The sequence below is a fragment of the Sphingobacterium sp. LRF_L2 genome (assembly GCF_965644235.1).
GTDB lineage: Bacteria > Bacteroidota > Bacteroidia > Sphingobacteriales > Sphingobacteriaceae > Sphingobacterium.
In genome coordinates this window covers 20,978-45,898 of sequence record NZ_CBFFRI010000003.1, presented here as the reverse complement: position 1 = coordinate 45,898, position 24,921 = coordinate 20,978, and the positions used below count along the sequence as shown (strand labels likewise).

At 40.4% G+C, this 24,921-nt stretch carries 17 protein-coding genes; 9 read left to right on the top strand and 8 right to left on the bottom strand.

Going from position 1 to position 24,921, the window contains the following annotated elements:
- Nucleotides 1–42 precede the first annotated feature (42 nt).
- Genes ACSZOX_RS06355 through nirB form a run of 4 tightly spaced genes read right to left on the bottom strand, consistent with a single transcriptional unit; the run spans nt 43 to nt 4,204 of the window.
- Nucleotides 43–447: a hypothetical protein gene (locus tag ACSZOX_RS06355; RefSeq protein WP_437918998.1), complete on the bottom strand. Its 405-nt coding sequence runs from the start codon at nt 445–447 to the stop codon at nt 43–45.
- A 9-nt stretch (nt 448–456) separates the two neighbouring features.
- Nucleotides 457–1,269: a formate/nitrite transporter family protein gene (locus tag ACSZOX_RS06350; protein ID WP_437918997.1), complete on the bottom strand. Its 813-nt coding sequence runs from the start codon at nt 1,267–1,269 to the stop codon at nt 457–459.
- A 42-nt stretch (nt 1,270–1,311) separates the two neighbouring features.
- On the bottom strand, nt 1,312–1,659 hold the full coding sequence (gene nirD / locus ACSZOX_RS06345) for a nitrite reductase small subunit NirD (RefSeq protein ID WP_437918996.1): 348 nt from the start codon (nt 1,657–1,659) through the stop codon (nt 1,312–1,314).
- A 28-nt stretch (nt 1,660–1,687) separates the two neighbouring features.
- The gene (gene nirB, locus ACSZOX_RS06340) at nt 1,688–4,204 is read right to left on the bottom strand and encodes a nitrite reductase large subunit NirB (RefSeq protein ID WP_437918994.1); all 2,517 of its coding nucleotides are present in this window, start codon (nt 4,202–4,204) and stop codon (nt 1,688–1,690) included.
- Between the two features lie 280 nt (nt 4,205–4,484).
- On the opposite strand from nirB, the gene cobA reads away from it, so the two are divergent.
- Entirely contained in the window at nt 4,485–5,246 is a 762-nt protein-coding gene (gene cobA / locus ACSZOX_RS06335) for a uroporphyrinogen-III C-methyltransferase (RefSeq protein WP_437918993.1), read from the top strand.
- 435 nt (nt 5,247–5,681) lie between these two features.
- Here the strand turns inward: cobA and ACSZOX_RS06330 are convergent, their stop codons facing one another.
- Together ACSZOX_RS06330 and ACSZOX_RS06325 are read right to left on the bottom strand one after the other, a co-directional pair.
- A complete protein-coding gene (locus ACSZOX_RS06330; protein WP_437918992.1) occupies nt 5,682–6,467 on the bottom strand; it encodes a response regulator transcription factor in 786 nt (261 codons plus the stop codon).
- Entirely contained in the window at nt 6,460–9,552 is a 3,093-nt protein-coding gene (locus ACSZOX_RS06325) for a ligand-binding sensor domain-containing protein (RefSeq protein WP_437918991.1), read from the bottom strand. The genes ACSZOX_RS06330 and ACSZOX_RS06325 overlap by 8 nt, the downstream gene beginning before the upstream one ends.
- Before the next feature lie 195 nt (nt 9,553–9,747).
- Here ACSZOX_RS06325 and ACSZOX_RS06320 point away from each other — a divergent pair, with 195 nt between their 5' ends.
- Genes ACSZOX_RS06320 through ACSZOX_RS06305 form a run of 4 tightly spaced genes read left to right on the top strand, consistent with a single transcriptional unit; the run spans nt 9,748 to nt 14,204 of the window.
- Nucleotides 9,748–10,836, top strand: a complete 1,089-nt coding sequence (locus ACSZOX_RS06320; protein ID WP_437918990.1) for a family 43 glycosylhydrolase — start codon at nt 9,748–9,750, stop codon at nt 10,834–10,836.
- Complete coding sequence (locus tag ACSZOX_RS06315) at nt 10,826–11,920, top strand: glycoside hydrolase family 43 protein (RefSeq protein ID WP_437918989.1); 1,095 nt, start codon at nt 10,826–10,828, stop codon at nt 11,918–11,920. The genes ACSZOX_RS06320 and ACSZOX_RS06315 overlap by 11 nt, the downstream gene beginning before the upstream one ends.
- A gap of 53 nt (nt 11,921–11,973) precedes the next feature.
- Nucleotides 11,974–12,996 (top strand): glycoside hydrolase family 43 protein, encoded by a 1,023-nt coding sequence (locus ACSZOX_RS06310; protein ID WP_437918988.1) that lies wholly within the window; start codon nt 11,974–11,976, stop codon nt 12,994–12,996.
- Nucleotides 12,997–13,043: 47 nt separating this feature from the next.
- The gene (locus ACSZOX_RS06305; protein ID WP_437918987.1) at nt 13,044–14,204 is read left to right on the top strand and encodes an aldose epimerase family protein; all 1,161 of its coding nucleotides are present in this window, start codon (nt 13,044–13,046) and stop codon (nt 14,202–14,204) included.
- Between the two features lie 52 nt (nt 14,205–14,256).
- Here the strand turns inward: ACSZOX_RS06305 and ACSZOX_RS06300 are convergent, their stop codons facing one another.
- Nucleotides 14,257–15,756, bottom strand: coding sequence for a family 43 glycosylhydrolase (locus tag ACSZOX_RS06300; protein ID WP_437918986.1), 1,500 nt, complete (start codon nt 15,754–15,756; stop codon nt 14,257–14,259).
- A gap of 272 nt (nt 15,757–16,028) precedes the next feature.
- Here ACSZOX_RS06300 and ACSZOX_RS06295 point away from each other — a divergent pair, with 272 nt between their 5' ends.
- Both ACSZOX_RS06295 and ACSZOX_RS06290 read left to right on the top strand, forming a co-directional pair.
- The gene (locus ACSZOX_RS06295; protein ID WP_437918985.1) at nt 16,029–17,312 is read left to right on the top strand and encodes a Gfo/Idh/MocA family protein; all 1,284 of its coding nucleotides are present in this window, start codon (nt 16,029–16,031) and stop codon (nt 17,310–17,312) included.
- A gap of 387 nt (nt 17,313–17,699) precedes the next feature.
- Nucleotides 17,700–19,577 (top strand): glycoside hydrolase family 2 protein, encoded by a 1,878-nt coding sequence (locus ACSZOX_RS06290; RefSeq protein WP_437918984.1) that lies wholly within the window; start codon nt 17,700–17,702, stop codon nt 19,575–19,577.
- 12 nt (nt 19,578–19,589) lie between these two features.
- Here the strand turns inward: ACSZOX_RS06290 and ACSZOX_RS06285 are convergent, their stop codons facing one another.
- The gene (locus tag ACSZOX_RS06285) at nt 19,590–19,763 is read right to left on the bottom strand and encodes a hypothetical protein (RefSeq protein WP_437918983.1); all 174 of its coding nucleotides are present in this window, start codon (nt 19,761–19,763) and stop codon (nt 19,590–19,592) included.
- A 650-nt stretch (nt 19,764–20,413) separates the two neighbouring features.
- On the opposite strand from ACSZOX_RS06285, the gene ACSZOX_RS06280 reads away from it, so the two are divergent.
- Nucleotides 20,414–23,398, top strand: a complete 2,985-nt coding sequence (locus ACSZOX_RS06280; protein ID WP_437918982.1) for a SusC/RagA family TonB-linked outer membrane protein — start codon at nt 20,414–20,416, stop codon at nt 23,396–23,398.
- Between the two features lie 7 nt (nt 23,399–23,405).
- Nucleotides 23,406–24,911 (top strand): RagB/SusD family nutrient uptake outer membrane protein, encoded by a 1,506-nt coding sequence (locus ACSZOX_RS06275; protein ID WP_437918981.1) that lies wholly within the window; start codon nt 23,406–23,408, stop codon nt 24,909–24,911.
- Nucleotides 24,912–24,921: the final 10 nt, after the last annotated feature.

Here is a 24,921-nt window from a genome sequence, read left to right as displayed (position 1 = left end):
CCCTTCACTCTTCTTGCCTCTTTTGTTTTCCCTCAATTATTTTTAAAATTTATAGCCCAAGCCGATACCTAATTTCCAGCGCCCATCCGTAGTTGCCGTTTTTGCGGAATAAAATGTCGGTAGTTGTAAAACGATGTGGTTAAATACGGCGGTTATTCCAAATCCCAAGCTCGGTGTGATCCAGGCGTTCTTAGGTTTTTCTGGCTCGACCTTATCTTCTTTGATTTTTAAGCTAGGCAGAAGACCCATCAAAATAGCTTTTTTTTGTGCATAGCTGTACTTTATTGCTGGTCCTGTACAGTTGATGTAAGCACCTTTATCTACGTATCCCATAGCAACAGTGCCTTCAAATAAGCTGGCTTTTATCTTAGGTTCCTGTGCTTGAGAGATGTTCTGCATGCTCAAACAGCTGAGTATTACGACTGCAATATTTTTTATTCTTTTCATACGATCGGTTTAGTTTTGACTGGTGGATATTTGATCTTTTTTGCTGTATGTGTAGTAAATTGCCATACCTGTAAATAACAGTCCGCCAACGATATTGCCTGCCGTTACGATAAGTTGATTGTATAGCCACCAATCGGAGAAGGAGACTTTTGCACCGAACATCATTCCTGCAGGGATCACGAACATATTCACAACAGCGTGCTCGTAACCTAGTGCAAAAAATATGAATATGGGAATTCCTGCCGCTAATATTTTACCCAATGTAGATTTTGAAGTCATCGACATCACAACCCCCATACAGACCATCCAATTACAAAGAATAGCTTTTACAAAAGCAGAAAATAAGCCCGCAGACCCATGTAGGCCATATCCTAACGTTTTCTTTTCCGCAATAGTGATCAGTCCTTTTTCGATATTCCCCAATTGGGTGAGTTGTCCCGTTTCTGTTGTTGCTGCCCAAAATAAGGTGGCGAAGAGAATACTGCCGATTAGATTTCCTATAAACACCCATAATAGGTTGCTCGTCATGGTTTTAAAGCTTATTTTTCCTTCAAACCATGCTAAGGGCACAAGGGCAAAGCTACCTGTAACGAGTTCTAGTCCAAGTATAACGATGATGACGAAGCCGACGGGAAAGACGAAGGCGCCAACGAGGCTCAGTCCCGTTTGTGTTGTTGCCATGAGGGCGAGTGTAACGGAAATGGCCAATAGTGCACCAGATAAAGCGCCGCGAATGAGAAGGTCTTTTACTGGAAGAAGAGATTTGTTGAGTGCTGTGCTCATCATAGTGCCAGCGACTTCTTTTGGGGTGATGTAGTCCATATCTTAATAAATGAGAAATAGTATAACTGTTATATTTTTTTATCAGATGGCTAGCCGAATGTAAACACGGCCATTTTCTATTTTTACAGGGTAGGTCTTGATGCGGCATTCATCCCCTGTAAGACATTCGCCTGTGTCTAAGGCAAATGTTTTTTTGTGAAATGGACACGCTACTTTTGGCGTTTCCCCAAGAGAGCCTAACATTCCTCTGCTTAGGATCATCTGCCTTTTGTGTGGACATTCGTTTTGTGTGGCATACCATTCGTTGCGCCTTGCGAAATAAAACAAGGCAATTTGTTCGTCGTTCAATTTAATACAAACGCCTCCATTCTCGATGGCGTCTTCTGTACGGCAGGCTTCAAGCCATTGGGTATTGGTTAAAGTTTCCATAATACTGTTCTTATTGGGTTTGTAATCTTTATGTTGTTGGGATGTTCCAGTCCATTGCTTTTTTCTGTCCACGCATTTCTTCAAATTGTACAGAGCTATCTTTTTCTTGAGGCGCGTTAATGAAATGTACAAACCGTTTGCGTAGGGTAGGGTCTTCGACAGCGACTTTCCATTCACATTGGTACGTGTCTACAAGCTGTTGCATCTCTGCCTCCCAGTTGGCGGCCATTCCGAGACTGTCGTTCACGACTACATTTCTTAGATAATCGATGCCTCCCTCCATTTTATTTAGCCATGTTGCAGTACGTGTAAGGGGATCGGCTGTGCGAATGTAAAACATCAGGAATCGGTCGATGTACTGTATGCATGTTGCGCTATCGATATCGCTGGCAAGAAGAAGAGCATGCTGAGGTTTGCTTCCTCCATTGCCGCACACGTATAGGTTCCAACCTTTCTCGGTGGCGATGATTCCAAAATCTTTGCTTTGAGCTTCAGCACATTCCCTTATGCATCCGCTTACCGCGGATTTCATTTTGTGTGGGCCTCGTAATCCACGGTATCGTTCTTCAATTTGGATGGCAAACGAAACGCTATCATGCAAGCCAAATCGGCACCAAGTGCTTCCTACGCAGCTTTTTACGGTGCGTAATGCTTTTCCGTAGGCGTGCCCGCTTTCAAATCCTGCTGTAATCAGTTCTTCCCATATCTGGGGAAGGTCGTTTAGATGAGCTCCGAATAAATCGATGCGTTGGCCGCCTGTAATTTTAGTATATAGGTTGTATTTTTTTGCGACCTCACCAATGACGATTAATTTCTCGGGCGTGATTTCTCCGCCGGGGATTCTAGGAACGACAGAGTATGTGCCTCCTTTTTGAATATTGGCCAAGTAACGATCGTTGCTGTCCTGAGCTATGTCATTCCCTTTTTGCAGAATCATTTCATTCCAAAGGCTTGCTAATATTGAGGATACCAAGGGCTTGCATATTTCGCACCCATGTCCCCTGCCCAAAGCATCGAGTACATGATCGTAAGTTTTTAGCTGATGTATTTTCACCAAGTCATAAAGCTCTTGCCTACTCAAATCAAAATGTTCACATATGGTGTTGCGGATATATTTACCTTGTTGTTTCAGTGTGTGGCTCACTAGATCTTTCACTAAAGGCACGCAGCCGCCACAGCCAGATCCAGCACCGGTGCATTTCTTTACATCGGCGGCATTTTCACAGTTTTTTGTTCGTACAGCATCACAAATGTGGCCTTTCGTAACCCCTTCGCAGGCACATATTAGAGCTTTTTCAGGTATACTATCAAGACCGCTGGAAGCTGATTTGCTTTGTTCTTTTTGTTCAAGAAGCAAAAACTCGGGGTCGGAAGGAAGAGGAAGGTTGTTTGTCACTGTTTGGAGGAGCATGTTGTAGCTCGTCGCATCGCCAACGAGAATACCTCCGAGAAGACGTGCGCCGTCCGAAGTTACGTTCAATCTTTTATAGATACCTTTGTTTCGGTCTTCCAATACAATAATACGTGCGAAAGGTTCGGTAATGAAAGGGTCTCCGAAACTCGCGACGTCGACACCCATAAGTTTCAACTTGGTGCTCATGTCAAAACCCTTGAACGATTTTTGTTCACCAAGTAGATGGGACGCTGCAATTTCTGCCATTTCATATCCAGGGGCAACCAGTCCGTAAATCATCTCTTCGAACAAAGAACATTCGCCAATCGCATAAATAGAGGGATCTGAAGTTTGCATATGTGCATTTACCACAATGCCTCCTCGTGTGCCTATTGTGAGTCCTATTTTTTTTGCTAGTTCATCCCGTGGACGGATCCCTGCTGAAATGACTAACATATCCGTTTCTATGCTGCTGCCATCATTGAATGCAATGCCTGTGAGGTGTTGTTCGCCCAATAACTCCTTTGTTGATTTATTTAAGAGGCAAGTCAAGCCAAATTCCGAAAGTTTGCTTTGGAGTATACTGCTCGCACTATCATCGATCTGCCTAGGCATTAAGCGGGGGGCAAACTCAATGACGGAGGTTTCTGTGATGCCTAAATCAACTAATGCTTTGGCTGCTTCGAGTCCCAAAAGACCGCCCCCCATAACCGCTCCTCTTTTGGAATGTCCAGCATAGTTTTTTATCAACTCAAGGTCTTCAATGGTTCGATAAAGAAAGACCCCTTCTTTTTCAATTCCTGGCAATGGAGGGACAAAAGCCGAGGATCCCGTTGCAAATATTAAATAGTCGTAAGATATTTTTAACCCTTTTAAGGAACGTACTTCTTTTTTATCGCGATCGATGTCGATTACGGGGTCATTAAGGTGGATCTGAATGGAATTTTCAATATACCATTCCTCTTTTGATAGAAATAGCTCTTCTACAGAGGGTATTTTAAAGAAATCTGTTAGGTGGACTCGATCGTAGGCTCGAATAGGTTCTTCACTGAATACGATTATGTCTATTTCTGGTTTCTTTTGCTTTATTTTTTCGCAAAATTTATTGCCAACCATTCCATTTCCAATTACTACTACTGTTTTTCTGTTCATAATTTTAGTTTTGTAGTGAAAAACCTCTTTTGTTTAGATTGTTTGGCTAATTTATAAATTTATATTATAAAAAATCAAAATAAATATGATTTTAATTATGTTTTTTGAATAAAAAAATAAAATTTACATAATAAAATATGATTTGAGTCATATAAATTGATATATTAGAATGTTTTTTATGTTTATTTTATTTGTTGTCTGTTTTTTTTAAGAAAATATATAATGTAAACATGCGGTAGGTGGTCAAATGTGTATTTATGATATCCTAAAAAGTGTTTTTATGGAAAAAAATGAGAAGAAAACATTGTATGTTGTTGGTTCAGGGCCTGGGGATCCCGAATTATTGACGATTAAAGCTTACAAAGCGATTGAACAGGCTCAAGTTATCCTGTATGATAACTTAATTAATAAAGATTTGCTGGATGTCGCTGATGAAAATTGTGTGAAATGTTATGTAGGGAAGCTTCCCTATGGAAAATATATGCCGCAAGAGGAAATCCACAATCTTATAATTTATTATTGCCAGCAGTATGATCGGGTGGTACGTTTAAAAGGTGGGGATCCCTATATTTTTGGTCGAGGTTTCGAAGAGTGGACAATTGCAAAGGAAATAGGTGTTGCAGTAGACTATATTCCTGGAATAAGCAGTATGCAAAGTGTGGGGCTGTCGGATATCCCATTGACACATCGCGGTATTAGCGAAGGGGTTTGGGCATTAACAGGGACAAAAAAGGATGGTGATCTTTCTGCAGATTTACATCTTGCTATCAAAAGTAAATCTACCGTTGTTATTTATATGGGAATGCGGAAGTTGGATGAAATCGCGCGTACATATGTTCTTCAGGGTAAAGGAGAGACGCCGGCAGCTATCATACAGTACGCTTCTCTACCGCAACAACGACAAGTTGTTTGTGAAGTGAAGGATCTCGTTAAAGCGAGTCAAGAGAAAGATCTCGGACATCCTGCGATTATTGTTATTGGAGAAGTTGTTCGTCTACACAAAGCTATTTCCAGTTCTCGTAATCAGCTGTTGTTTGGTTAAAAAAACGATCGAATTTTAGATATAAGATGTCAGCTCCTGTTTGTGAATGCTTTATAAAATAATAATGGCCGTCGTTAAACGGCCATTATATGCTTATGAAAATTATGTTTCCCGGGGAAGGAAACGATGCAAAACTACTATAAATTTTTTAAAAACATCCCCTATTTAGAAAAGGATTGCAACAAAGCTGCGTAATTTGTTGTTTTTTATTCTCGTTAAAAGATGTTAAAACGTGTAGGCTGAAGTACGAAAGAAGTCTCCGAATCGTTAAATAGATAACAATAGTGAGTTTTTTTTCATAAATTAGGTTAGTTAATAATTGGTTAGTAGAAGAAATCCTGAAGTCCCCGCTTCAGGATTTTTTTATGTCTATGATGAACCTATTGTGCGCTTTAATAGGAAATCTTAGCATGTTTGGCGAATAAGTGACATTCACTAAGAAAGTTGACGTTGTTGTTCTGACCACTCCTTAGGGCTTATTCCAAATTGTTTTTGGAAGTTGCGGATAAAATGAGAGGATGAACTAAAGCCAACCATACTGGAAATTTCGTAGATCCGATAGTTTCTCTCTCGGAGTAATTCCGCCGCCTTTTTTAGCCTGGTAATATTAATGAGTTCGTTTGGTGATAGATCCGATAAGGCCTTTATCTTTCGGTATAGCGTTGGCCTGCTCATGTGCATTTGGTCGGCCAGAAGATCTACACAGAGAGACTGTTCGGTGATGTGTTCGAGGATAAGGCTATTCAATTTTTCTAAGAAAGCACTATCCGATTTGTTGAGAGCCATACTCTGTATGGAGCTATTCGGCGAATGATTATAGTGTTCGCGAACATTTTGACGATTGCGTAATAAACTGGAAATCTGCGCCTGTAAAAAGGTTGGTGAAAAAGGTTTTTCGATATAGGCATCGGCGCCATATTCTAAACCTTCTATTTTCGACTGTAAGCTGTTTTTTGCTGTCAATAGTATGAAAGGAATATGGCTGTAATGCATGCTGTCTTTTAATCTAGCACATAATTCATAGCCGTCAATTCCGGGCATCATAACATCACTGACGATTAAATCTACAGCCGCATTATCCAAATGTGCCAGTGCTTGATTCCCATCACAGGCTTTTAATACATGATACTGATCGCTTAAATCATCGGCAATAAAATCTAAAATTTCCAGATGATCATCCGCCACCAAAATGGTGGATTTGAGTTGGTTTACATTAGCCATAGGTTCCCCTGATTGGTATCTTTAGTACGAATATATTTAAATTTTCTGAGTTTTCTAGAAAAAATAGTGAGCCTCCGTGTAGTTCGGCAAAGGAATGTGCTAATGCCAATCCTAGTCCAGACCCCTCAATATGGTAATGTTCTGAGGCGCGATGAAAGGGCTTGAAAATAGCGCGAAGTTCTTGATTAGATAGTACAGGACCATCGTTTTTGATTGTAAAGGTGAAAAACTCTTTTTCTTCTTCAGCAGTTTTTAGTTCTACAACTATTGTTTTTTCGGCATACTTCACCGCATTGGTGAGGAGGTTGTCAACAATTTTGGAAAGCACTTCAAGATCTAGGTATGCTTCGATAGCTTCGTTACAATGATAAGTGAATTCGATGCCTTTTTGGTTGAAGAGGGGTTGGAATTCCAATAATCGGCCTGTAATGAGTTGGTTGACAGACTGCTGTTCTATGTGGAGATTATGTTCGCTGCTCTCGATTTTTCTGAAGTCCAAAAGCTGATTGGTCAGGTTGACAAGTTTCTCCGTGTTTTGATGCATGGTGTTTAAAAGACGGTCTGTCTTGGCATCTTTAGTATCTTGTGCTCTTAACCGTTCTAAAGGTGCTTTTATCAACGTTAAAGGTGTTTTGATATCGTGTGCGACGCGAGCGAAAAAATCCATTTTTGTTTTGAAAAGCTCCCGTTCTCGATGCGCTTTTATGGCTTCGAGCCTTCGTCTGTTTTTTTCTTTAATTTTTCTATCGTAGGATACAACCAGAATGTAAATAGTAAAGCAGCCTAATACAACATATAAAATAAGAGCTGTTGTGCTTGCCCAAAAAGGAGGTCTTATGCTGATTTCCAACGAACGTTCATTTGATATAGGTTGTCCGTTAGCATCGACGGCTTGGATTTTAAATGTGTAGTTTCCCGGTGGTATTTTTGTGAAGTGTGCGGTATGGGAGTTTCGTAGGAGCGTCCACTCTTTATCGAAACCTTCTAATATATAGCGGTAAGACGTGGCTTGAGAGGAAACAAAATTGAGTGCTGCAAAGTCAATACTGATGGTGGATTCGTCGTAGTTAAGTTCCAGTTTTTTTAAATAGGTCACGGCTGTATCGATATTGTTTGGAAGGCTTCCTACCTGAAGTGCTCGCTGTAAGGATTGTATCTTGGTGATGTAAAGCGGATTACTTTGCTGTGGGTATGTGAATTGAAACATGGAATCTGGGTGGAATCGAATAAGGCCTGTTGAGGAACCAAAATAGAAATACCCACGATTGTCTTTGAACGTCGAGTTGTAATTAAATTGTAGATCGAGCAATCCTGATTCTTTATCAAATACATGGATACGAAAGTCCTTCAAATTCATGCGGGCTAAACCGCGTGTAGTTGATATCCAAAGATTATGTTGTTGGTCTTCTTGAAGTGCAAGGATTAAATTGCTCGGGAGGCCATCTTTTTTTGAAAACCGGCGCATTGGTTTGCCTTCTGCTGTCCATTGTGCTAAGCCGCTCTCGGTGGCAATCCACAAGCTACCGTAACTATCCTGAAAGACTCGGTTTACCCGGTTGCTATTTAAGCTACTGGTGTCATCTTTCTGGTGAAGATGTACTTTGGTGTGCCCTGTGGAATAATCGATATGATAGAGGCCATCACGCCATGTGGAGAGCCAAAGGTTTTCTTTGCGATCCTCGAAGATGGACGTATAAAAGATGTAGCCCGGTGCTTCCTTGACGAGAGAAATGCTATCTTTCCCTGGGTAAAACTCACATAAGCCTCGTGCTGTTGCCAATAGAACACGGCCTTTTTTTGTACGATAAATATAGAAGACGAAATTATTGGTTAATCCTCCCTTGCTAGTTTGGGAATCGATATGGCGTATTAATTTTTTAGTTCGGGTATCGATGATGTCAAGTCCCCCGTAGAATGTGCCCACTAACAAGCTGTCTCCAACAAGAGCAAGTCCATGTATATTGGTATGAGATAAGTTCTCTTTGAGTGTGAAGCTTCTGAATTGACCATTCGTCTGATTCCAGGCATATAACCCGTTGTCTTCGGTTCCGATCCACAGGTTTTGATGGCGGTCTTCTACAATTTCGCGGACCGCATGCCCTTGAATAGAGCTTGTTGAAAAGCGGGGGAAAATCTTTTGAAAGACATTGTGCTGTGGATGATAATAGTTTACTCCTCCGAAATAAGTACCCACCCAAAGACCGCCTTGATGATCCTTGCATACCGTGTATATGGCGTTGTCTGAAATGCTCCAAGGATGATCACCTTCGTGTTGCAGGAGTCGGTAGCTGCTGTTATTTCTATCGTAGACAATCAGCCCGCTTTCCGTTCCTATAAAGAAGGTGGATTGGTCGGTTTGGTAAATATCGCGCACAAAAAGAGAAGAGCCTTTATTTGGAGGGACTACATGTTGTATTTTTCCTGTAGAAGGGTTGATGGTAAATACACCATCTTTGGATGTTCCTACCCAGAGTATGCCCAAGTCATCGATAAATATCTTTTCGATTTTATGCGGATCGCTGCCTGTTGAAGGTAGTGTAAATGATAGGCCTGTTGTTAAGTTGCGCAGTGTTCCATTTGCTGCAATCCAAATATTGTTGTCTGTATCTATCCTGAATGCAGTGATTACGGCTTTAAAGCCTTTTTCTGTACCTCGTTCTAATTGTCCGTTGATGGGATGAAAACTGTAAAGCCTATTGTTTGATATAAACCAGATATTACCCAAATCGTCTTCATCAATCTGTAATATTTCCCCCTTTGTAGCCCCTTTGAATGTGGAGAAACGTTCAAGATAAGGATCAAAGATGTAGATGCCTTGATCGGTTCCTACCCAAATATTTTTGTTCCGATCAACTTTGAGCGTATGGATAAAATTACTTCCCAAACCGTTGTCATTGTCTGTGTCGCTGTAGAATTGCCTAAAGTTATAGCCATCAAAGCGATTTAAGCCATCTTTCGTGCCAAACCAGAGAAAGCCATCTTGATCTTGTGCACTACATAAAATAGAGTTGTTAGAAAGGCCCTCATCTACGGTGTAATGGTTAAAATAAAATCGCTGCGCATCACAGTTTGACATGCGAAACATAAAAAAAAAGGATATTATAAGGAGTCGGTACATCACTAAAACGGTTTATAGTACTTATGTCAAATAAATCTTATAAAAGGGGTCTATAATACTTTGAGACAAAATAATGATTTATTGAAACAATTTAGCAACTGTGGCTGAAAATTATTTAAGAGTTTTGACAAACAACAATATGTCATCATTATACCTGAAAAAGTGAATAGCTTGCAACGTCTTTTTAAACTCTTGCTCCTTGGTGTTTTAATAAACACATGCTGTGCATGTTCCGCAAATAAAACAACGCCGAACAATCGAAGTAATACGTATTATACTAATCCGGTTTTCGAACCCATATTAGCTGATCCTACTGTCATTCGTGATCTGAAAACGGGATTGTTCTACGCGTATGGTACACAAGATAACTGGGGGGATGGGAAAGGAGATCGTCTTATGCCAATTCTTCGTTCAGCGGATCTAGTGGATTGGCATTACGTAGGTAATGTTTTTCATCAAAGGCCTGATTGGAAAAAAAATGGAGGCTTATGGGCACCGGATATTAATTTTCTGAACGGCAAATATTACCTTTATTATTCTTGCTCAACTTGGGGGGATGCCAATCCAGGGATCGGTTTAGCTATTGCAGATAGTCCTGAAGGTCCTTTTTCCGATCAAGGGAAATTGTTTACATCTTATGATATCGATGTTCCTAATTCTATTGATCCATCTTTGTTTAAAGAGGAAGATGATAATTTTTTGATATGGGGAAGTTTCGGTGACGGGGCTACGCAGGGTATACATCTTGTACAATTGGATTCCGAAGGAAAGAAGCTCGCTCCAGGTGCTAAGAAGAGACAATTGGCAGCTGGTGACTGGGAAGCTGCAATGCTCCATAAAAAAGATGGTTATTATTATTTTTTCGGTTCTAAAGGAAGCTGTTGTGAAGGAGCTGATAGTCGTTACGAAGTGAGGGTTGCTCGATCAAAAAATATATTAGGTCCTTATATAGATAAAGAGGGTAACGCTATTACGAACAGAGGCCATGGATCTCTTTTGTTACAAGGAAATGAGAAAGTCGCGGGGCCAGGCCATCATACGAAGATTATACAAGACGATGGTGGGGAGGAGTGGCTAATGTATCATGGAATATGGAAAGATAATCCAAAGGTATCTAGTGGAGCTAGTCGCCGCACATTGATGTTAGATAAACTGGTATGGGAAAAGGGCTGGCCTAAAATTCAACAGGCTACAGCAAGTATTGCTCCCCAAGAAAGCCCCAAAATTAAACGATATGACTATGAACTATAAATTTTTGATTTGCCTATTTTTCGTGTATTGGAATGTTACTATTTCCAGCGCGCAACAAACTTATAAACCGGCTAACCCGCTGGATGTTCCGCTAGGAGATCCTTACATTTTATTTGACGAAGGCACTGCAAAATATTATATGTATGGAACGGGTGGCGTTGAAAACGGATTTGTGGCTTATGTATCTTCGGACCTAAAGCAGTGGACAAAAAAAGGGGTGGTGTATTCTGCGGAACAGCCTAATTCATGGGGTACAAAAGACTTTTGGGCCCCGGAAGTGTATCGCTATAAGGACAAGTTTTATCTTTTTTACAGTGCGCACTGGAAGGAAAATCCCACGAATGAATTAGAAAATTATAAAATAGGGGTCGCGGTGTCCGATAGTCCCCTTGGTCCTTTTTTGGATTTGACGGGAAAGCCCCTTTTCGATCCAGGTTATCCAATTATCGATGCGAATGTTTATTTCGGTGATGACGGTAAGCTGTATCTTTATTATTCTCGTTGTTGCTATAAACATCCCGTACAATCTGCTGTTGCCAAATGGGCGAAAAAAAGCGGACTTTTTCCAGAGATTGAAGAGAGCTGGGTTTATGGGGTGGAGCTTGCTCCGGATTTCTCCGGGGTAATCGGTCAACCTAAATTGCTGTTGCGCCCACCCGTTGATATGAAAGATGATCAAGCCGAGTGGGAGAGTCGTTCCGTAACCTCAGGTGAAGTCAATAGGCGGTGGACCGAGGGTTCTTTTTTGTTTAAATATCAAGGTCTTTATTATATGATGTATTCCGCGAACCATTTCGCTGGAGAAAACTACGCTGTTGGTTATGCAACTTCAAAAAGTCCACTGGGCCCCTTTAAAAAGGCGAAATCAAACCCAGTTCTCCAAAAAAATACAGATAAAGGCGGTATAGTTTCGGGTACGGGGCATAATAGTGTTCTTGTAACAAAAGATGGAACCTATTGGTGTGTGTATCACGGTAGGACAACTGCCACCGGGGATCAGCGTGTTGTCTTTATAGATAAGCTAACAATTGATGCCGAGGGAAAACTCAGCGTCGAAGGGCCTACGGTATCACAAGGGAAGTAACGTCTATCGTGGTTTTTAATGTAAAAATTTACACTTTACACAAAAAAGAATATATGAACAGCAAAAAATATCAGCATGCAGTCGATCTACTCTCTTTATTGGCCTGCCATGCTACGGTACTGTTTTCCTTTTTTCTAGTGCTTTCTTGCAAGCCAGGAAATGCTTCTGAGCAGCGGCTAGAAGAAGCGGATTCCGCTACTGTTTTTCTTGCCGATCCGACGATTCTCGCCCATAATGGTATTTATTACCTTTATGGAACAGATGGTGAAACACCTGATAGAGGATTCAGGGTTTATCAATCAACAGATTTGAAAAACTGGGGAGATGCTGTAGGTGTACACGATGGTTTTGCACTTATAAATGAGGAAGTGTTTGGTGACGTCGGTTTTTGGGCTCCGCAGGTGTGGTACGAGAAAGGTGTTTTCTATATGGCTTACACAGCAAATGAAAAAATCGCAATTGCAACGAGCGAATCCCCTTTGGGTCCCTTTATACAAAAAGAACAAGAGCCTCTGATTAAAGAAGGGAAGCAAATTGATGCTTTTATCCTAGAAGATGGAGATAAGCGATACTTGTATTACGTTAAATTGCAAGAGGGAAACCGTATTTTTATGGCAGAGCTTGCCACTGACTATTCTTCGATCGTGGAGGGCACTGAGCAAGAATGTATACACGCAACTTTAGATTGGGAAAACATTGCGAAGGCACCTTGGCCGGTAACAGAAGGGCCTACTGTTTTTAAATACCAGTCGCATTACTACATGTTTTACTCTGCAAATGATTTTAGACATCCAAACTATGCTGTTGGTGTTGCTGTTGCTGATAATCCGGTTGGTCCTTGGGTGAAAGTGGGTAATGAGGCCTTGTTGAGTATTCATAATACGGGGTGGTCTGGTACAGGGCATGGGGATGTCTTCCGTGTTGGAAATGACTGGTATTACGTCTGTCATACACATTTTTCAGCTACTCAAGTGGGGCCTAGAAGAACAGCAATTGTTCCATTCGTAATGAGTCAAGGTCAGGATCCTTTTGCAATACCTACTTTCGATGGTGCAGCAATCCGTTTTTTTAAATAGGGCGTGTCATCATAAGGAGATGTAGTCCAATACTTTTCAATAAAAAAATGAAGAAGTTAAACTGCTGGATCGACAGGATACTTATATTTGCTGTAATAGCTGGACTAACACTAGCTTGCACTAAACAAAAAACTATCACGATGACAAAATCGGGCTTATTGTTCGAAAATTTTAAAACATTGATTCACGGGGACTCTACCAATCTCTATGTTCTTCGTAATAGCAGCGGAGCGGAAGTTTGTGTGACAAATTATGGTGCTCGTATCGTCTCAATAATGATGCCTGATCGTAACGGAGAATGGAAAGATGTGGTTTTGGGCTTCGACTCTATCGCTGAATATACTTCAAAGCCATCTTCTTTTGGGGCATTGATTGGAAGAGTGGCGAATCGAATAGCCTATGGTAAATTTCTTCTGGATGGAGATACGGTTCATCTAGACGTGAATAGTGTGCCGCATACCATTCATGGCGGTCAAGGTGGTTGGCAAACGCAAGTATTTGACGTAGAGCAGGCTTCCGATAGCGTACTTGTTCTTCGCTATAAGGCTCCTGATGGTGAAAATGGTTTTCCCGGAGAAATGAACGTGGAGGTAACTTATAAACTGACTGCGGATAATATTTTAGATTTAGCCTATCAAGCCACAACAAACAAGAAGACTATTGCCAATCTGACCAATCATAGTTTTTTTAATTTATCTGGTAATCCAAAAACGAAAATAATTAATCATGTATTGACGGTTAATGCAGATGCGATAACGCCGTTGGATGAGGTGTTGATTACTACTGGAGAGCAGCAACCCGTTGATCATAGTCCTTTTGACTTTCGAAATGCTGCTCGCGTCGGAGATGCGTTGAAAGACATCGGTTCTAATGCGCAATTGCAAATAGCAAAAGGTATTGATCATAACTATGTATTGAACTCGAAGAAAGATACAATGGCTTTTGCTGCGAAATTATATGCCCCCGAAACTGGAATCAGTATGGAGGTTTATACCGATGAGCCAGGTTTACAGGTTTATACTGGTAATATGTTGGATGGGTCTCGTCGTGGCAAAGGAGGGATTATTTATGATAGTCAATCTGCAATATGTTTGGAGCCACAGCATTTTCCTGATACACCAAACAAGGCGGATTGGCCTCCTATCTTTATCAGTCCTGGAGAAGTGTATACCAGTCATTCCAGTTACAAATTTACTGTTGAAAAATAGTAGCTCTTACGTCCATAAAGTGGGTTTCCTAATCAGGAAACCCGCTTTATTTTTACTCATATCTGTATGTTCCCACTTCGGCCAATCCCGGTTGTTGTGTGCTGTCATAGCCTGTTTGAGGAACTAGTTTGAAATACCGAAACTGATGGGCGGTATTTAATGGGAGATATTGGGTGAGTGTTTCGAGGTTTTGAAGTTCAAAGACGCCTAGACTTTCCCAGGCTATATTGTCATCGCTCACTAAAATCTCCAATTCGTTAATTTTTCGATCACCGTTTTTTTGGGTGATTGCAAAACCATCTACAAGTCGTGGTTGATACATGTCGACGACAATCCAATGATCGGGGTATTGCGTTGGATTTGTCGAATAACGTGTGATCCAATATGTAGAGAGATCATCATCTATGAGTCTGTCGGCCAATCTGGTGTTGACGAGTTCTTCCGAACTATAACCTGCTATGGACCAGTTTTCCTTTTTATAAAGTAGACGTGTTTTCTCGCCTGAAGGGCGGTTGATAAATTGTCCGATTTTTAGCGGTTCACCCAAGTTGGGCGTTCCGTCGTTATTCCAGCTGAATGTTTGTATGCGGGCATTTCTACCGTTGTTGTTCCCTCCATTGGGCAGGCTTCGCGCATGATAGATGATCCAATCTTCTGTTCCATCAGGCGACTTAAAGAAACCGTTGTGGCCAGGGCCATACGCGCCACTTTCTGCTTTCATAGAAAAGATAGGGTTTGCAGTTTTTGTCCAATCGGAAGGATTCATCGGATCTCCGCCTGATTTTAATCGCAGAAGACCTAGGCAGTAGTTGTCTACCCAATAGCCACTTCCTGAATACACAACGAAAGTATCTCCTGTAGGGCTTTCAAGTACTTGAGGGCCCTCGTTTATTGGGTTTCCGTATTTTTCCCAAGGATAGGTTGGGCTAGCAATAGCGACTTTTTCACCTTCGATAGTCCATGGGTTACTCATCTTTGCAATATATATATTTTGAGGGGGAGCACCTGCATTTCCACCGGACCAAAGCATATACATCGTATTGTTGTAGTGCAATACAGTGCCATCGATAGCCCATTGGTCTGTCGGATCGGAGACTTTGCCTTTCCATGTCCATGTTCCTTCCATGGGGTTTGCCGAATCGTTTTCGATAACATACATGCGGTGATTGGCGTTACTGCCGTTGTCGGCAGAAAAATAGATGTACCATTTCCCATTAATTTCATGCAGCTCAGGTGCCCAAATATTGCTGGAATAGGATGTTCCTGAAGGAGGGGTCCAAGCATCATGACTCTTCGCGAGGGCTAATTCACTAATCCGCTCAGTTTCATAGAGGACCACTTTGCTGCCTTGTGTGTAGGTGAAATAATATTTGCCATTCTTTTGGGTGACCCAGGGATCAGCTCCTCGCGGTAATATTGGATTGCTGAATTTGTCCAACTTGCTGTAGTCATCAGATGTGGTGGGTTGTAGTTCAGAATAGATTTTGTCGCAGGAAACTAAGGTAGATACAAGTAACATGCGCGTGCTGAACATTTTTAATTGTTTTTTCATTAGATATAAGGTTTAATATGAATTCTGCATACAAAGAGGAGTATGCTATAATTAATATTGATTGGAAAAGCAGTCAGTTTATAACAGAAACTATTTAAATAATTCCATTCAAATTTCTAGAATGCCTTTGAAAAAAAATTGGCAACATGGTTCATTTGATTGTTAATTTGTATCAAATTGATTGGTGTAACTATTTGCTCTTGGCCTGTTCATCTCATTTGTCTATCTTAGTGATAGCAAGAATAGTAACATTAAAAATTATAAATCTCTAGATGAATCGTAAAGACTTTATTAAATCCGCGGCAATCCTGGCCGGGTCTACCTTATATTTCAAGGCTAGTGCATTCTCTGCTGTTAGAAGTCAAATCAAAGTAGGGCTAATCGGGGTGCATGGTATGGGATGGGCAAATTTAAATGCATTGTTAAAGAATGAAGATGTTGTATGTACGGCTTTGTGTGATGTGGATGAAAACATATTAGGAGAAAGGGTTGCCGAACTTTCGAAAAGAGGGATAACAGTTAAAACCTATATTAATCACCAGGATTTGATAAAAGACGCAGCGATTGACGCTGTAATCGTCGCTACTCCAGATCATTGGCATTGCTTGCAGATGGTGGATGCTGTGAAAGCTGGAAAACATGTTTATGTGGAAAAACCGATAGGGAATTCGATTAAAGAATGTGAGATTATGTTGGCGGCTGAAAAACAGGGGAATAGCATGGTTCAGGTTGGACAATGGCAGCGTAGTCAAAAACATTTTAGTGATGCGGTCGATTTTGTTCATTCGGGAAAGTTAGGTAAGGTACGTTTAGTGAAAGCTTGGTCTTATCTGGGGTGGAAAACGCCTATCTTGCCGAAGCCGGATTCGGAGGTTCCTGCTGGCGTTCATTACGACAGATGGTTAGGGCCCGCGCAGAAAAGACCTTTTAATAGTAATCGTTTTCATTTTGAATTTCGATGGTTTTGGGATTATGCAGGAGGGTTGATGACCGATTGGGGGGTTCACATGCTTGACTATGCTCTTCTTGGGATGAAAGCAGCCGAACCAATATCAATAATGGTTGCTGGAGGGAAATTTGCAAACCCCAATGGGGCTTCTGAAACCCCGGACACCATGACAGCGGTATACGAATTCGGCGATTTTAATATCCAGTGGGAACATAGTATAGGCATTTCTCAAGGGCCTTATGATCGTGATCACGGCGTGGCATTTATAGGAGAAAATGGGACATTGGTCTTAAATAGAAATGGATGGGAAGTATTGCCAGAAAAAGGCAAAATGGATGCTGTTCCGTTGCAAAAGCCATCAGATAATGGTTTGGAAAAGCACATGGAGAATTTCGTTGAAGCGATACAAAAAAATGATAGGACGATTTTAAATGCGCCAATAACAGCCGGAGCTAATATTGCCATCTTTTCACAAATGGGAAATATAGCTTATCGAACAAAACGTAAGTTGTTTTGGGATACGCAAAAACGGAAATTTACAGATAAAGAAGCAAATAAATACTTGGTCGCAAATTATCATAATGGCTATAAGTTGCCAACGGTTTAATAAGCAGTAACAGGTATTCACCGGTTATGTCCGAAAGTCCCAATAATTCTCTGTGTCGGAGCGTTATTGGGACTTTGTGTAATAAGTGATGGATGACACGATTTAGCAATAAAATGAGACAATTTGAAAATTTTTTACTGTCTAAGTCGGTTATTTTTGAGTAGAGTGATTATAGACTTCGATATAGTAAAAGGTGATAATTAAGCAGAAATTTTTGGAGTGTAATGGATGGGGCGGAAACGCTTTGTTCGCGAGATAAACTTCTTGGCCCTTATTCCACTTAAAGAGTCTAATAGACCATTAACATGAGGCAATTTAATCGAGAGAGCACAAACTATAAGACGCTTGTTTGTTCTACTAATTGAAAGCAATAAAAACAGAAAGATAATGACGATAAAATTGAGATCGATTACAAAAAAAACTATAGTAGTGGCTTGTATGTTCGCTACGTCGCTAACGACGGTGTATGCGCAGCAATGGAAGCCTGCTGGCGATAAGATTTTAACCACATGGGGCGAAAATTTAGATCCCGAAAGACCTCATCCCGAATACCCACGTCCTCAGTTGAAGCGCGACGGAAATTGGCAGAATCTTAACGGACGGTGGAGTTATAAAATTACATCGAAAGAAGAGCAAAATATTCCGCAGGCTTGGGATGGTGATATTATTGTTCCTTTTGCGGTAGAATCTGCCCTTTCTGGTGTTGGAAAACGTGTTGATAAAGATCAGTTTCTATGGTATAACAAGGAGATTGCTATTGATAAAAAGCTACAAAAAGGACGAGTTCTACTTCATTTTGGTGCTGTGGACTGGAAATGTGATGTATATATAAATGGACAGCATGTTGGGCAGCATGAAGGAGGATTTGATCCCTTTTCTTTGGATATAACAAAGGCCTTAAAAAAAGGAAGCAAACAAGCAATTTCTGTTCGTGTGTGGGATCCAACAAGTGATGGTCCGCAGCCGAGGGGGAAACAAATAAATAACCCACACGGTATATGGTATACGCCGGTCACAGGGATATGGCAGACTGTTTGGTTGGAGTCCGTACCACAAAGTTATATCGTCACAACGAAGCAAACGCCGGACGTGGACGCCTCTTCTCTTTATCTTTCAGCGCAAGTAGAGCTTGCGGAAGCAGGAGACAAATTATTGGTAGAAGCATACGATGGCGCTGGAAAAGTGGCAGAAACCACTTTAGATGCGGTTGGGCAAGGACAGTTGAAAATTGAAAACCCAAAGTTATGGAGTCCTGAAACACCACAGCTTTATGATTTGGTCGTTAAATTGGTGCGAAAAGGAAAAGTAATCGATCAGGTTAAAAGTTATTTTGCGATGCGCAAAATAGCCGTAAAGAAAGATCCGAAGGGCATACAGCGCATGTACCTGAATGATAAATTTGTTTTCCATTACGGCCCGCTTGATCAAGGGTGGTGGCCAGACGGTTTGCATACTGCGCCTTCTGATGAAGCGCTGTTATTTGATATCGTCAAGACAAAAGAGATGGGATTTAACATGATTCGCAAACATATTAAGGTTGAGCCTGCGCGTTGGTACCGTCATTGTGATAGCCTAGGTATTTTAGTTTGGCAAGATATGCCGAGTGGAGATTTAGGTGAGAATATTTGGGACATGCAGCCCGGTAAGATTTCTAACGGCAATCATGATAAAAATCGCAGTGCAGCATCAGAAGCGATTTATAAAAAAGAGTGGAAAAGTATATTGGATGCCTTGCATAATTTCCCAAGTATAGTTGTTTGGGTTCCATTTAACGAGGCTTGGGGGCAGTTCAAAACGAAGGAAATTACGCAATGGACAATGGACTATGATCCATCTAGGCTTGTGAATAGTGCAAGTGGTGGAAATTTTTCTTATACAGGACATTTATTAGATATTCACAATTATCCCGATGCAGCGATGCCTGACCCAGCTATTTTTGGGGATAAGTTTGTGCTGGCATTGGGTGAATTTGGTGGTTTGGGGCTTCCTATAGAGGGACATACATGGCAACAGAAAGATAATTGGGGTTATCAATCCTTTAAGAACAAAGAAGAGCTCCGTAAGCGTTATGAGGAAGTTATTCAGAATTTAGCCAGTCTGATACCGTTAGGGCTATCGGCAGGTGTTTATACACAGACGACCGACGTGGAGGTAGAGACCAATGGCTTGATGACCTATGACCGCAAAGTAATCAAGGTTCCTGAAAGCACATTAAAGAAAATACATCAAAAATTATATGACAATGCGCAACGCGCAAACGACTAAGAAAGGGGGGCTTTAGCCCCTTTTCTCTTTTAAGAGCTTAGCGAGCTCGCCTAGGATTCTGTTTCGCTCCTGTTGCACTTTAATGTATTGCGTGAAAAAATGATCTATAAATCTATGGATGATAAATAGACCAGAACCGATAAGTACGATCCAGAAACCATATGCTATGAAAAAATCAAGTAACATAATTTTTAATTAAGGTTAGTTAGTAATATCTGTTTTCTATGCAAAAAACGCCACGCTTAAATGTAGGTATTTTAAATATAAATCCATGTATTTTTTCTGATGGTATTGAATATACAGTTTCGATGGGGAGATGTTTGTTACAAGCGTTATAAAATAAATCTTTAGTTCTTTATGAAGCAAATTAAACAATATATGTCGAATTTGGTGAATAAAACAATTCCCGTTTTAAAATGTGTTATTTACATTTAAGTGCTTGATATAAAAAAAATTAAAAAAATTTGCTAAAACGTTTTTTTTATCTATATTAGATTAACAAAGCCTTATAAACATTGAATAATTAACTACAATAACTTAAACAATTAAATTATGGAAACAGCTACTCAAGAAAAACACTGCACCTAATAATGCACCTATTGTTTTAATCATTAAGAGACTTATAACCTTTTAATATTTTGGATAAAACAGATCAATATACCAACTGATATGTGCTATTCCAGGATGCTAAAATGTGTAATAAAACATTTGTTATTTCATTTTTAAATGAAGTATTTTGTTGCTTTATGCTTTTGAATTCAAGAGAGGGCATCTTGTTGGTATATGGGTTTTTAATAGACTGATAACAAACTTCGCTAATTTAAAATCTTCATCATATGCGGGAAAATCTATCGACCGTGTACGGAGTGAGTGTGCATGCTGTTTTTTGCTTATTTTGCCTCTTTTTTTCTCAGCCTTCACAGGCGACGCCCTATATGGAAGCGCGTGGTGTTAGTAGGCTGATCGAGCAAGATACAGTGGAGAGACCGAGCTCCGACTCTACGGTTATTAATAGTGAAAAAGAGGAATCTTTTTCACGTATTCACAAGCCTATTCGAGATATCGCACTTTATGGCAATGCAACCCTCCATCAGTTCTTAAAGGGAGAGGCGGCTGGACTGTATGTGAGTGAGTCTACTGGAGAACCAGGGACACCACAATCTATGTTTATTAGAGGAATAACTACACCGGTCTTTAGTCATAAAGATGTGTATGCAAATCAGCCTCTTATTATACTTGATGGCATCCCACTTATAAGAAGTCATCCTTTTTCCTACACCATTCAGGCTTATAATGTAGAGCAGATCGGACCAGAAAACAATCTGCTGAGTAATTTCGATATAGACAATCTTGCCTCTATTGAGGTACTAAAAGATATGTCAGAAATTGCGATTTATGGTCCTCTTGCCGCTAATGGCGTCATTCGGTTAACCACCAAAGCGAACGCTAGTAATAATAAACGTAGAATAAGTTTGAACAGCTTTGTGGGTATGTCCCAAAGACCTCAGGTAACAACCATCAATGGCGAATTTGAGAATAATTTTAGAAAGCAGTTCTATGATCTTTATACATCGAATGGGCAATACGGTGAGGACGACATCTATCCTGTTTACCTTAGTGATTCCCTTAATAATAGGTACTATGGTCCCTCGAATTGGTCGGACAGTTACTATAATAATGCCCTCAATTACGGAATAAATGCACAAATTTCTGGAGGAGGTCCTCGTTCAAACTTTCAATTCTCGCTCGGGAATCTACAACAAGGGGGCATCGCGGATGATACAAAATTTAAAAAGTATAGTGCAAGGTTTCAGTTGGATATTCAGCCTTTAAAATGGTTGACTTTTCACACGATGATCAATGGTACGCGCTTAGATAGAAAGAGAAACAAAAATCTTAGAAATCGCTTTGCCATGATGTCGTATTTCCCAGATCTCAGTGCGCCTTTAGCTCCGAATAGGGAAGCTTATGACGCATATCTAAAAGAATATGACAAAAGTTTCGACAATAACTTTACGAATATTTTAGAAGGGAATCTTGCTTTCGACATACATGTTGGCGGTTTCAAATTTCGATCTAGTCTAGCGGTTGATTATAATGAAGGTTTTCGTGATTTGTTCTATCCAAGTACCTTATTGGAATCAAACAATTTTGCGTCTAATTATTATGGATATAATCAACGGTTATTGTATGATAATTCCGCGCAGTACAAATGGGATATTAATGAAAAACAAACATTGCTCTTTGAAGTTGGAAACGTATTGCAGTGGGATACACATAAATATAACTACGCCTATGCTTACAAAGGCTTAAACGATTTTATTAAATTGAACCTTTTGGAGTCGGATCCAAATAAGGATAATTATTTAAATCCAACAGCGTTTCCAAGACAGTTGGTGTTTAAGTTTTTAGATAGGACAAGACACAATCTCGTGTCGTTTTATGGGCAAGCAAACTATAGATTGAAAGAAAAATATAGCGCTAGTCTATTGTTACGCTATGATGGTTCTTCAAATGCACAGCCAACGAGTCGTTGGATTTTCACGCCTGCTTTAAATCTTGGCTGGAATCTGAAAGAGGAATTTTTTGCACAGCAATCTTCCCTGCAAATGTTTAAGCTAAGGGCTGGTGCTGGCAGACTTGGAATTGTAAATACATTCGACAATATTTCACAAGGACCAAATTATACAGCGCAGATTGGGTATACAGGCAACGTGATCGTTCCCGGATATAATGGATTTGCTGGTTTAGTACGGCCTTATCAAGATGGATGGGTAGGTTACAATATACCTTGGGCTTATACTGACCAGGCCAATCTCGGAATCGACATTCAAATGACGAAGAGGAATATATACTTCTCTGTCGATGCGTATATCAAACAGAATAAGAATCAGGTATTAACCATGCCTGGCTTTGCTGAATATGGCTACAAGTTTAGCCTAGAGTCTGGAATGGATGTACAAAATACTGGTGTTGATCTTAGCTTCGGTGGTGATGCAATTAATGAAGAGGGCGGTAAGTTTAAATGGAACACAGGATTTACGCTGAGTTTCAACAACAACAAACTTACCAGATTGCCACGCGGACTTGATGAAGTGGTGATTGAAGACCGTTTGTTAAAAGTCGGCGAACGAATAGATGCTTTCTGGATTTATGAAAATAAAGGGATTTACACATCGGATGCTGAAGTGCCCACCGTCGATGGTGTCAAATTGAATTACAATGGTATCGCTTTTAAAGCGGGCGATCCTATATGGGTTGATCAAAATAGCGATAATCGAATCAGCTCAGAAGATCGTGTGTTGAAAGGGAATTACATTCCAAAGCTCTCGGGATCTTGGCAGAATAACTTCACTTACGGTGCCTTTGATCTCAAACTCAATTTCTATTTCAACTTGGGAAGACACATTATCAATCAAGAAATGGCGAATAGGTTTGATTTTGTGAATAATGAGAATGCGGAAAATATAAATGCAATTAAAGAGATTACGTTTTGGGAAAAAAGGGGAGATTACAGCAAGTATCCTTTATATAATCCATGGAGCTCCGTAGCACCCTATCAGTATACGCAAGATTTATTTATGGAAGATGGGTCTTTCTTAAAACTAAGACAGGCTTCTTTAGGCTATGATTTTTCAAATCTATTAGCCGATAAATTGAAAGGTGGACGTCTATATGTCTACTGTGCAGCAAATAATCTCTTCACAGCTTCTAGTTATTCGGGTAGGGATCCTGAATTGGTGAATTATTTGGGCCTTGATAATGGTTATCAAATGATTTTACCGAGATCGTATATTCTAGGTTTTAAAATGGATTTTTAATTAGGTCATGAAAAAAATTAAGTTTTATATCTCACTACTCTCGATCCTATGTTTCGGATGTGAAAAGATGCTCGATGTCGATTCTACGAGGGTGGTCTCTGAAGAGCACATGTGGGAAAATATGGAGGATACCAGGGCTGCATTACTTGGGGTGTATGCGCTGACGAAATCTGCTTTGGTCGACAACAATTCATTTTGGTTATATGGCGAGGTTCGGTCAGGTGAGTTTGCGATACCCCAACGAAATGATCTGAAAGCTATTGCAAATAATCAATTGAATACCAGCGACGGAACGTTAGCGTCTTTGCGTGACTGGACAAGGTGGTATGCTGTTGTCAATGCCGCTAATATTTTTCTAGAAAGGGCACATGAGGTTTATGAAAAAGACGAGCGTTATACACAGAATAACTTTACGGTAGATTTGGCACAGGTTAGATTCTTAAGAGCTTTTGCGTATTTCTATATGCTACGTCTTTGGGGGGATTTGCCGTTGATTACAGTTTCTTCGGAAGCTTCCTTTATCAATAAGCCAAGAGAAGAAAAGGAAAAGGTCGCCGCATGGGTAGAGCAGGAAATGTTGTTGGCAGCCAATGATCTGCCTTACCGCTATAGTGCTAACGACGATCAACAGCAGGGAAACTATTACAACGAAAATACGACACGTTGGGATGGTACATTGGTAACGAAGATTTCCGCATATGCAGCTTTGGCTCATTTAGCCGCTTGGACAAGTGATTACCCCGATGCTGCAGCCTATAGCGCATTTGTGTTGGATAACTACAGCAAATCAAACATAAATTATGTAACCACCTCTAGTTTGACGAATGCAAACGGCTTTTTTTACGATAAGCATAGTAGTCAAATGTTTGCTTTTCAATCCGTCTGGGGGCATGTCGAAGCTTCGTTCACAGGACATATTGAGGAATTGACATTGGCTGCGCCTGTCGTCAATAAAAGTATTCCTGATATGTATGTGCCTAAAGATCTCATATTGGAAATATTTGATGAACAAGAAGACGAGCGTTTCAGTGTAGATACACTCGGTAATCCAATGGTTGAAGGATATTTTCGCAACTTCAATGGCCGCTACCCTATATTTTCAAAAATAAAATGTATCCAGGATGGTTCTACCGATCCAACATTTCGAATTTTCTCCAGTGCGCTGGTATTTTCCCGTATTGAAGATATAACGCTGTTGCGCGCCGAAGCATTGGCCGTGCTTGGCGAACAGGCTGGAGCAGTAGAGTTGCTTGATCGTATTCGCGAAAACCGAGGTCTTGATACCTATTCGGAAACAACAAACGGAGACCTCATTGATGCGATATTTAAAGAAAGACGACGAGAGTTAATGGGCGAGGGGCACCGATGGTATGATTTGGTAAGATATAATATCATTAAGAATGATAATCCTGATTTTACCAAATTGATTGATGAGGGAGGGATATACTGGCCCATAGGTCAAAATGTGCTTCAACAAAATAGTCTTCTTGAGCAAAATAACTATTGGAAATAACCTAGAAATC

Coding starts and splice junctions, on each gene's coding strand:
- cobA (WP_437918993.1), top strand. CDS start 4,485: ATGGAAAAAAATGAGAAGAAAACATTGTATGTTGTTGGTTCAGGGCCT.
- ACSZOX_RS06310 (WP_437918988.1), top strand. CDS start 11,974: ATGAACAGCAAAAAATATCAGCATGCAGTCGATCTACTCTCTTTATTG.
- ACSZOX_RS06290 (WP_437918984.1), top strand. CDS start 17,700: ATGACGATAAAATTGAGATCGATTACAAAAAAAACTATAGTAGTGGCT.
- ACSZOX_RS06300 (WP_437918986.1), bottom strand. CDS start 15,756: ATGAAAAAACAATTAAAAATGTTCAGCACGCGCATGTTACTTGTATCT.
- ACSZOX_RS06330 (WP_437918992.1), bottom strand. CDS start 6,467: ATGGCTAATGTAAACCAACTCAAATCCACCATTTTGGTGGCGGATGAT.
- ACSZOX_RS06280 (WP_437918982.1), top strand. CDS start 20,414: ATGCGGGAAAATCTATCGACCGTGTACGGAGTGAGTGTGCATGCTGTT.
- ACSZOX_RS06275 (WP_437918981.1), top strand. CDS start 23,406: ATGAAAAAAATTAAGTTTTATATCTCACTACTCTCGATCCTATGTTTC.
- nirB (WP_437918994.1), bottom strand. CDS start 4,204: ATGAACAGAAAAACAGTAGTAGTAATTGGAAATGGAATGGTTGGCAAT.
- ACSZOX_RS06285 (WP_437918983.1), bottom strand. CDS start 19,763: ATGTTACTTGATTTTTTCATAGCATATGGTTTCTGGATCGTACTTATC.
- ACSZOX_RS06355 (WP_437918998.1), bottom strand. CDS start 447: ATGAAAAGAATAAAAAATATTGCAGTCGTAATACTCAGCTGTTTGAGC.
- ACSZOX_RS06315 (WP_437918989.1), top strand. CDS start 10,826: ATGAACTATAAATTTTTGATTTGCCTATTTTTCGTGTATTGGAATGTT.
- nirD (WP_437918996.1), bottom strand. CDS start 1,659: ATGGAAACTTTAACCAATACCCAATGGCTTGAAGCCTGCCGTACAGAA.
- ACSZOX_RS06295 (WP_437918985.1), top strand. CDS start 16,029: ATGAATCGTAAAGACTTTATTAAATCCGCGGCAATCCTGGCCGGGTCT.
- ACSZOX_RS06350 (WP_437918997.1), bottom strand. CDS start 1,269: ATGGACTACATCACCCCAAAAGAAGTCGCTGGCACTATGATGAGCACA.
- ACSZOX_RS06305 (WP_437918987.1), top strand. CDS start 13,044: ATGAAGAAGTTAAACTGCTGGATCGACAGGATACTTATATTTGCTGTA.
- ACSZOX_RS06325 (WP_437918991.1), bottom strand. CDS start 9,552: ATGTTTCGCATGTCAAACTGTGATGCGCAGCGATTTTATTTTAACCAT.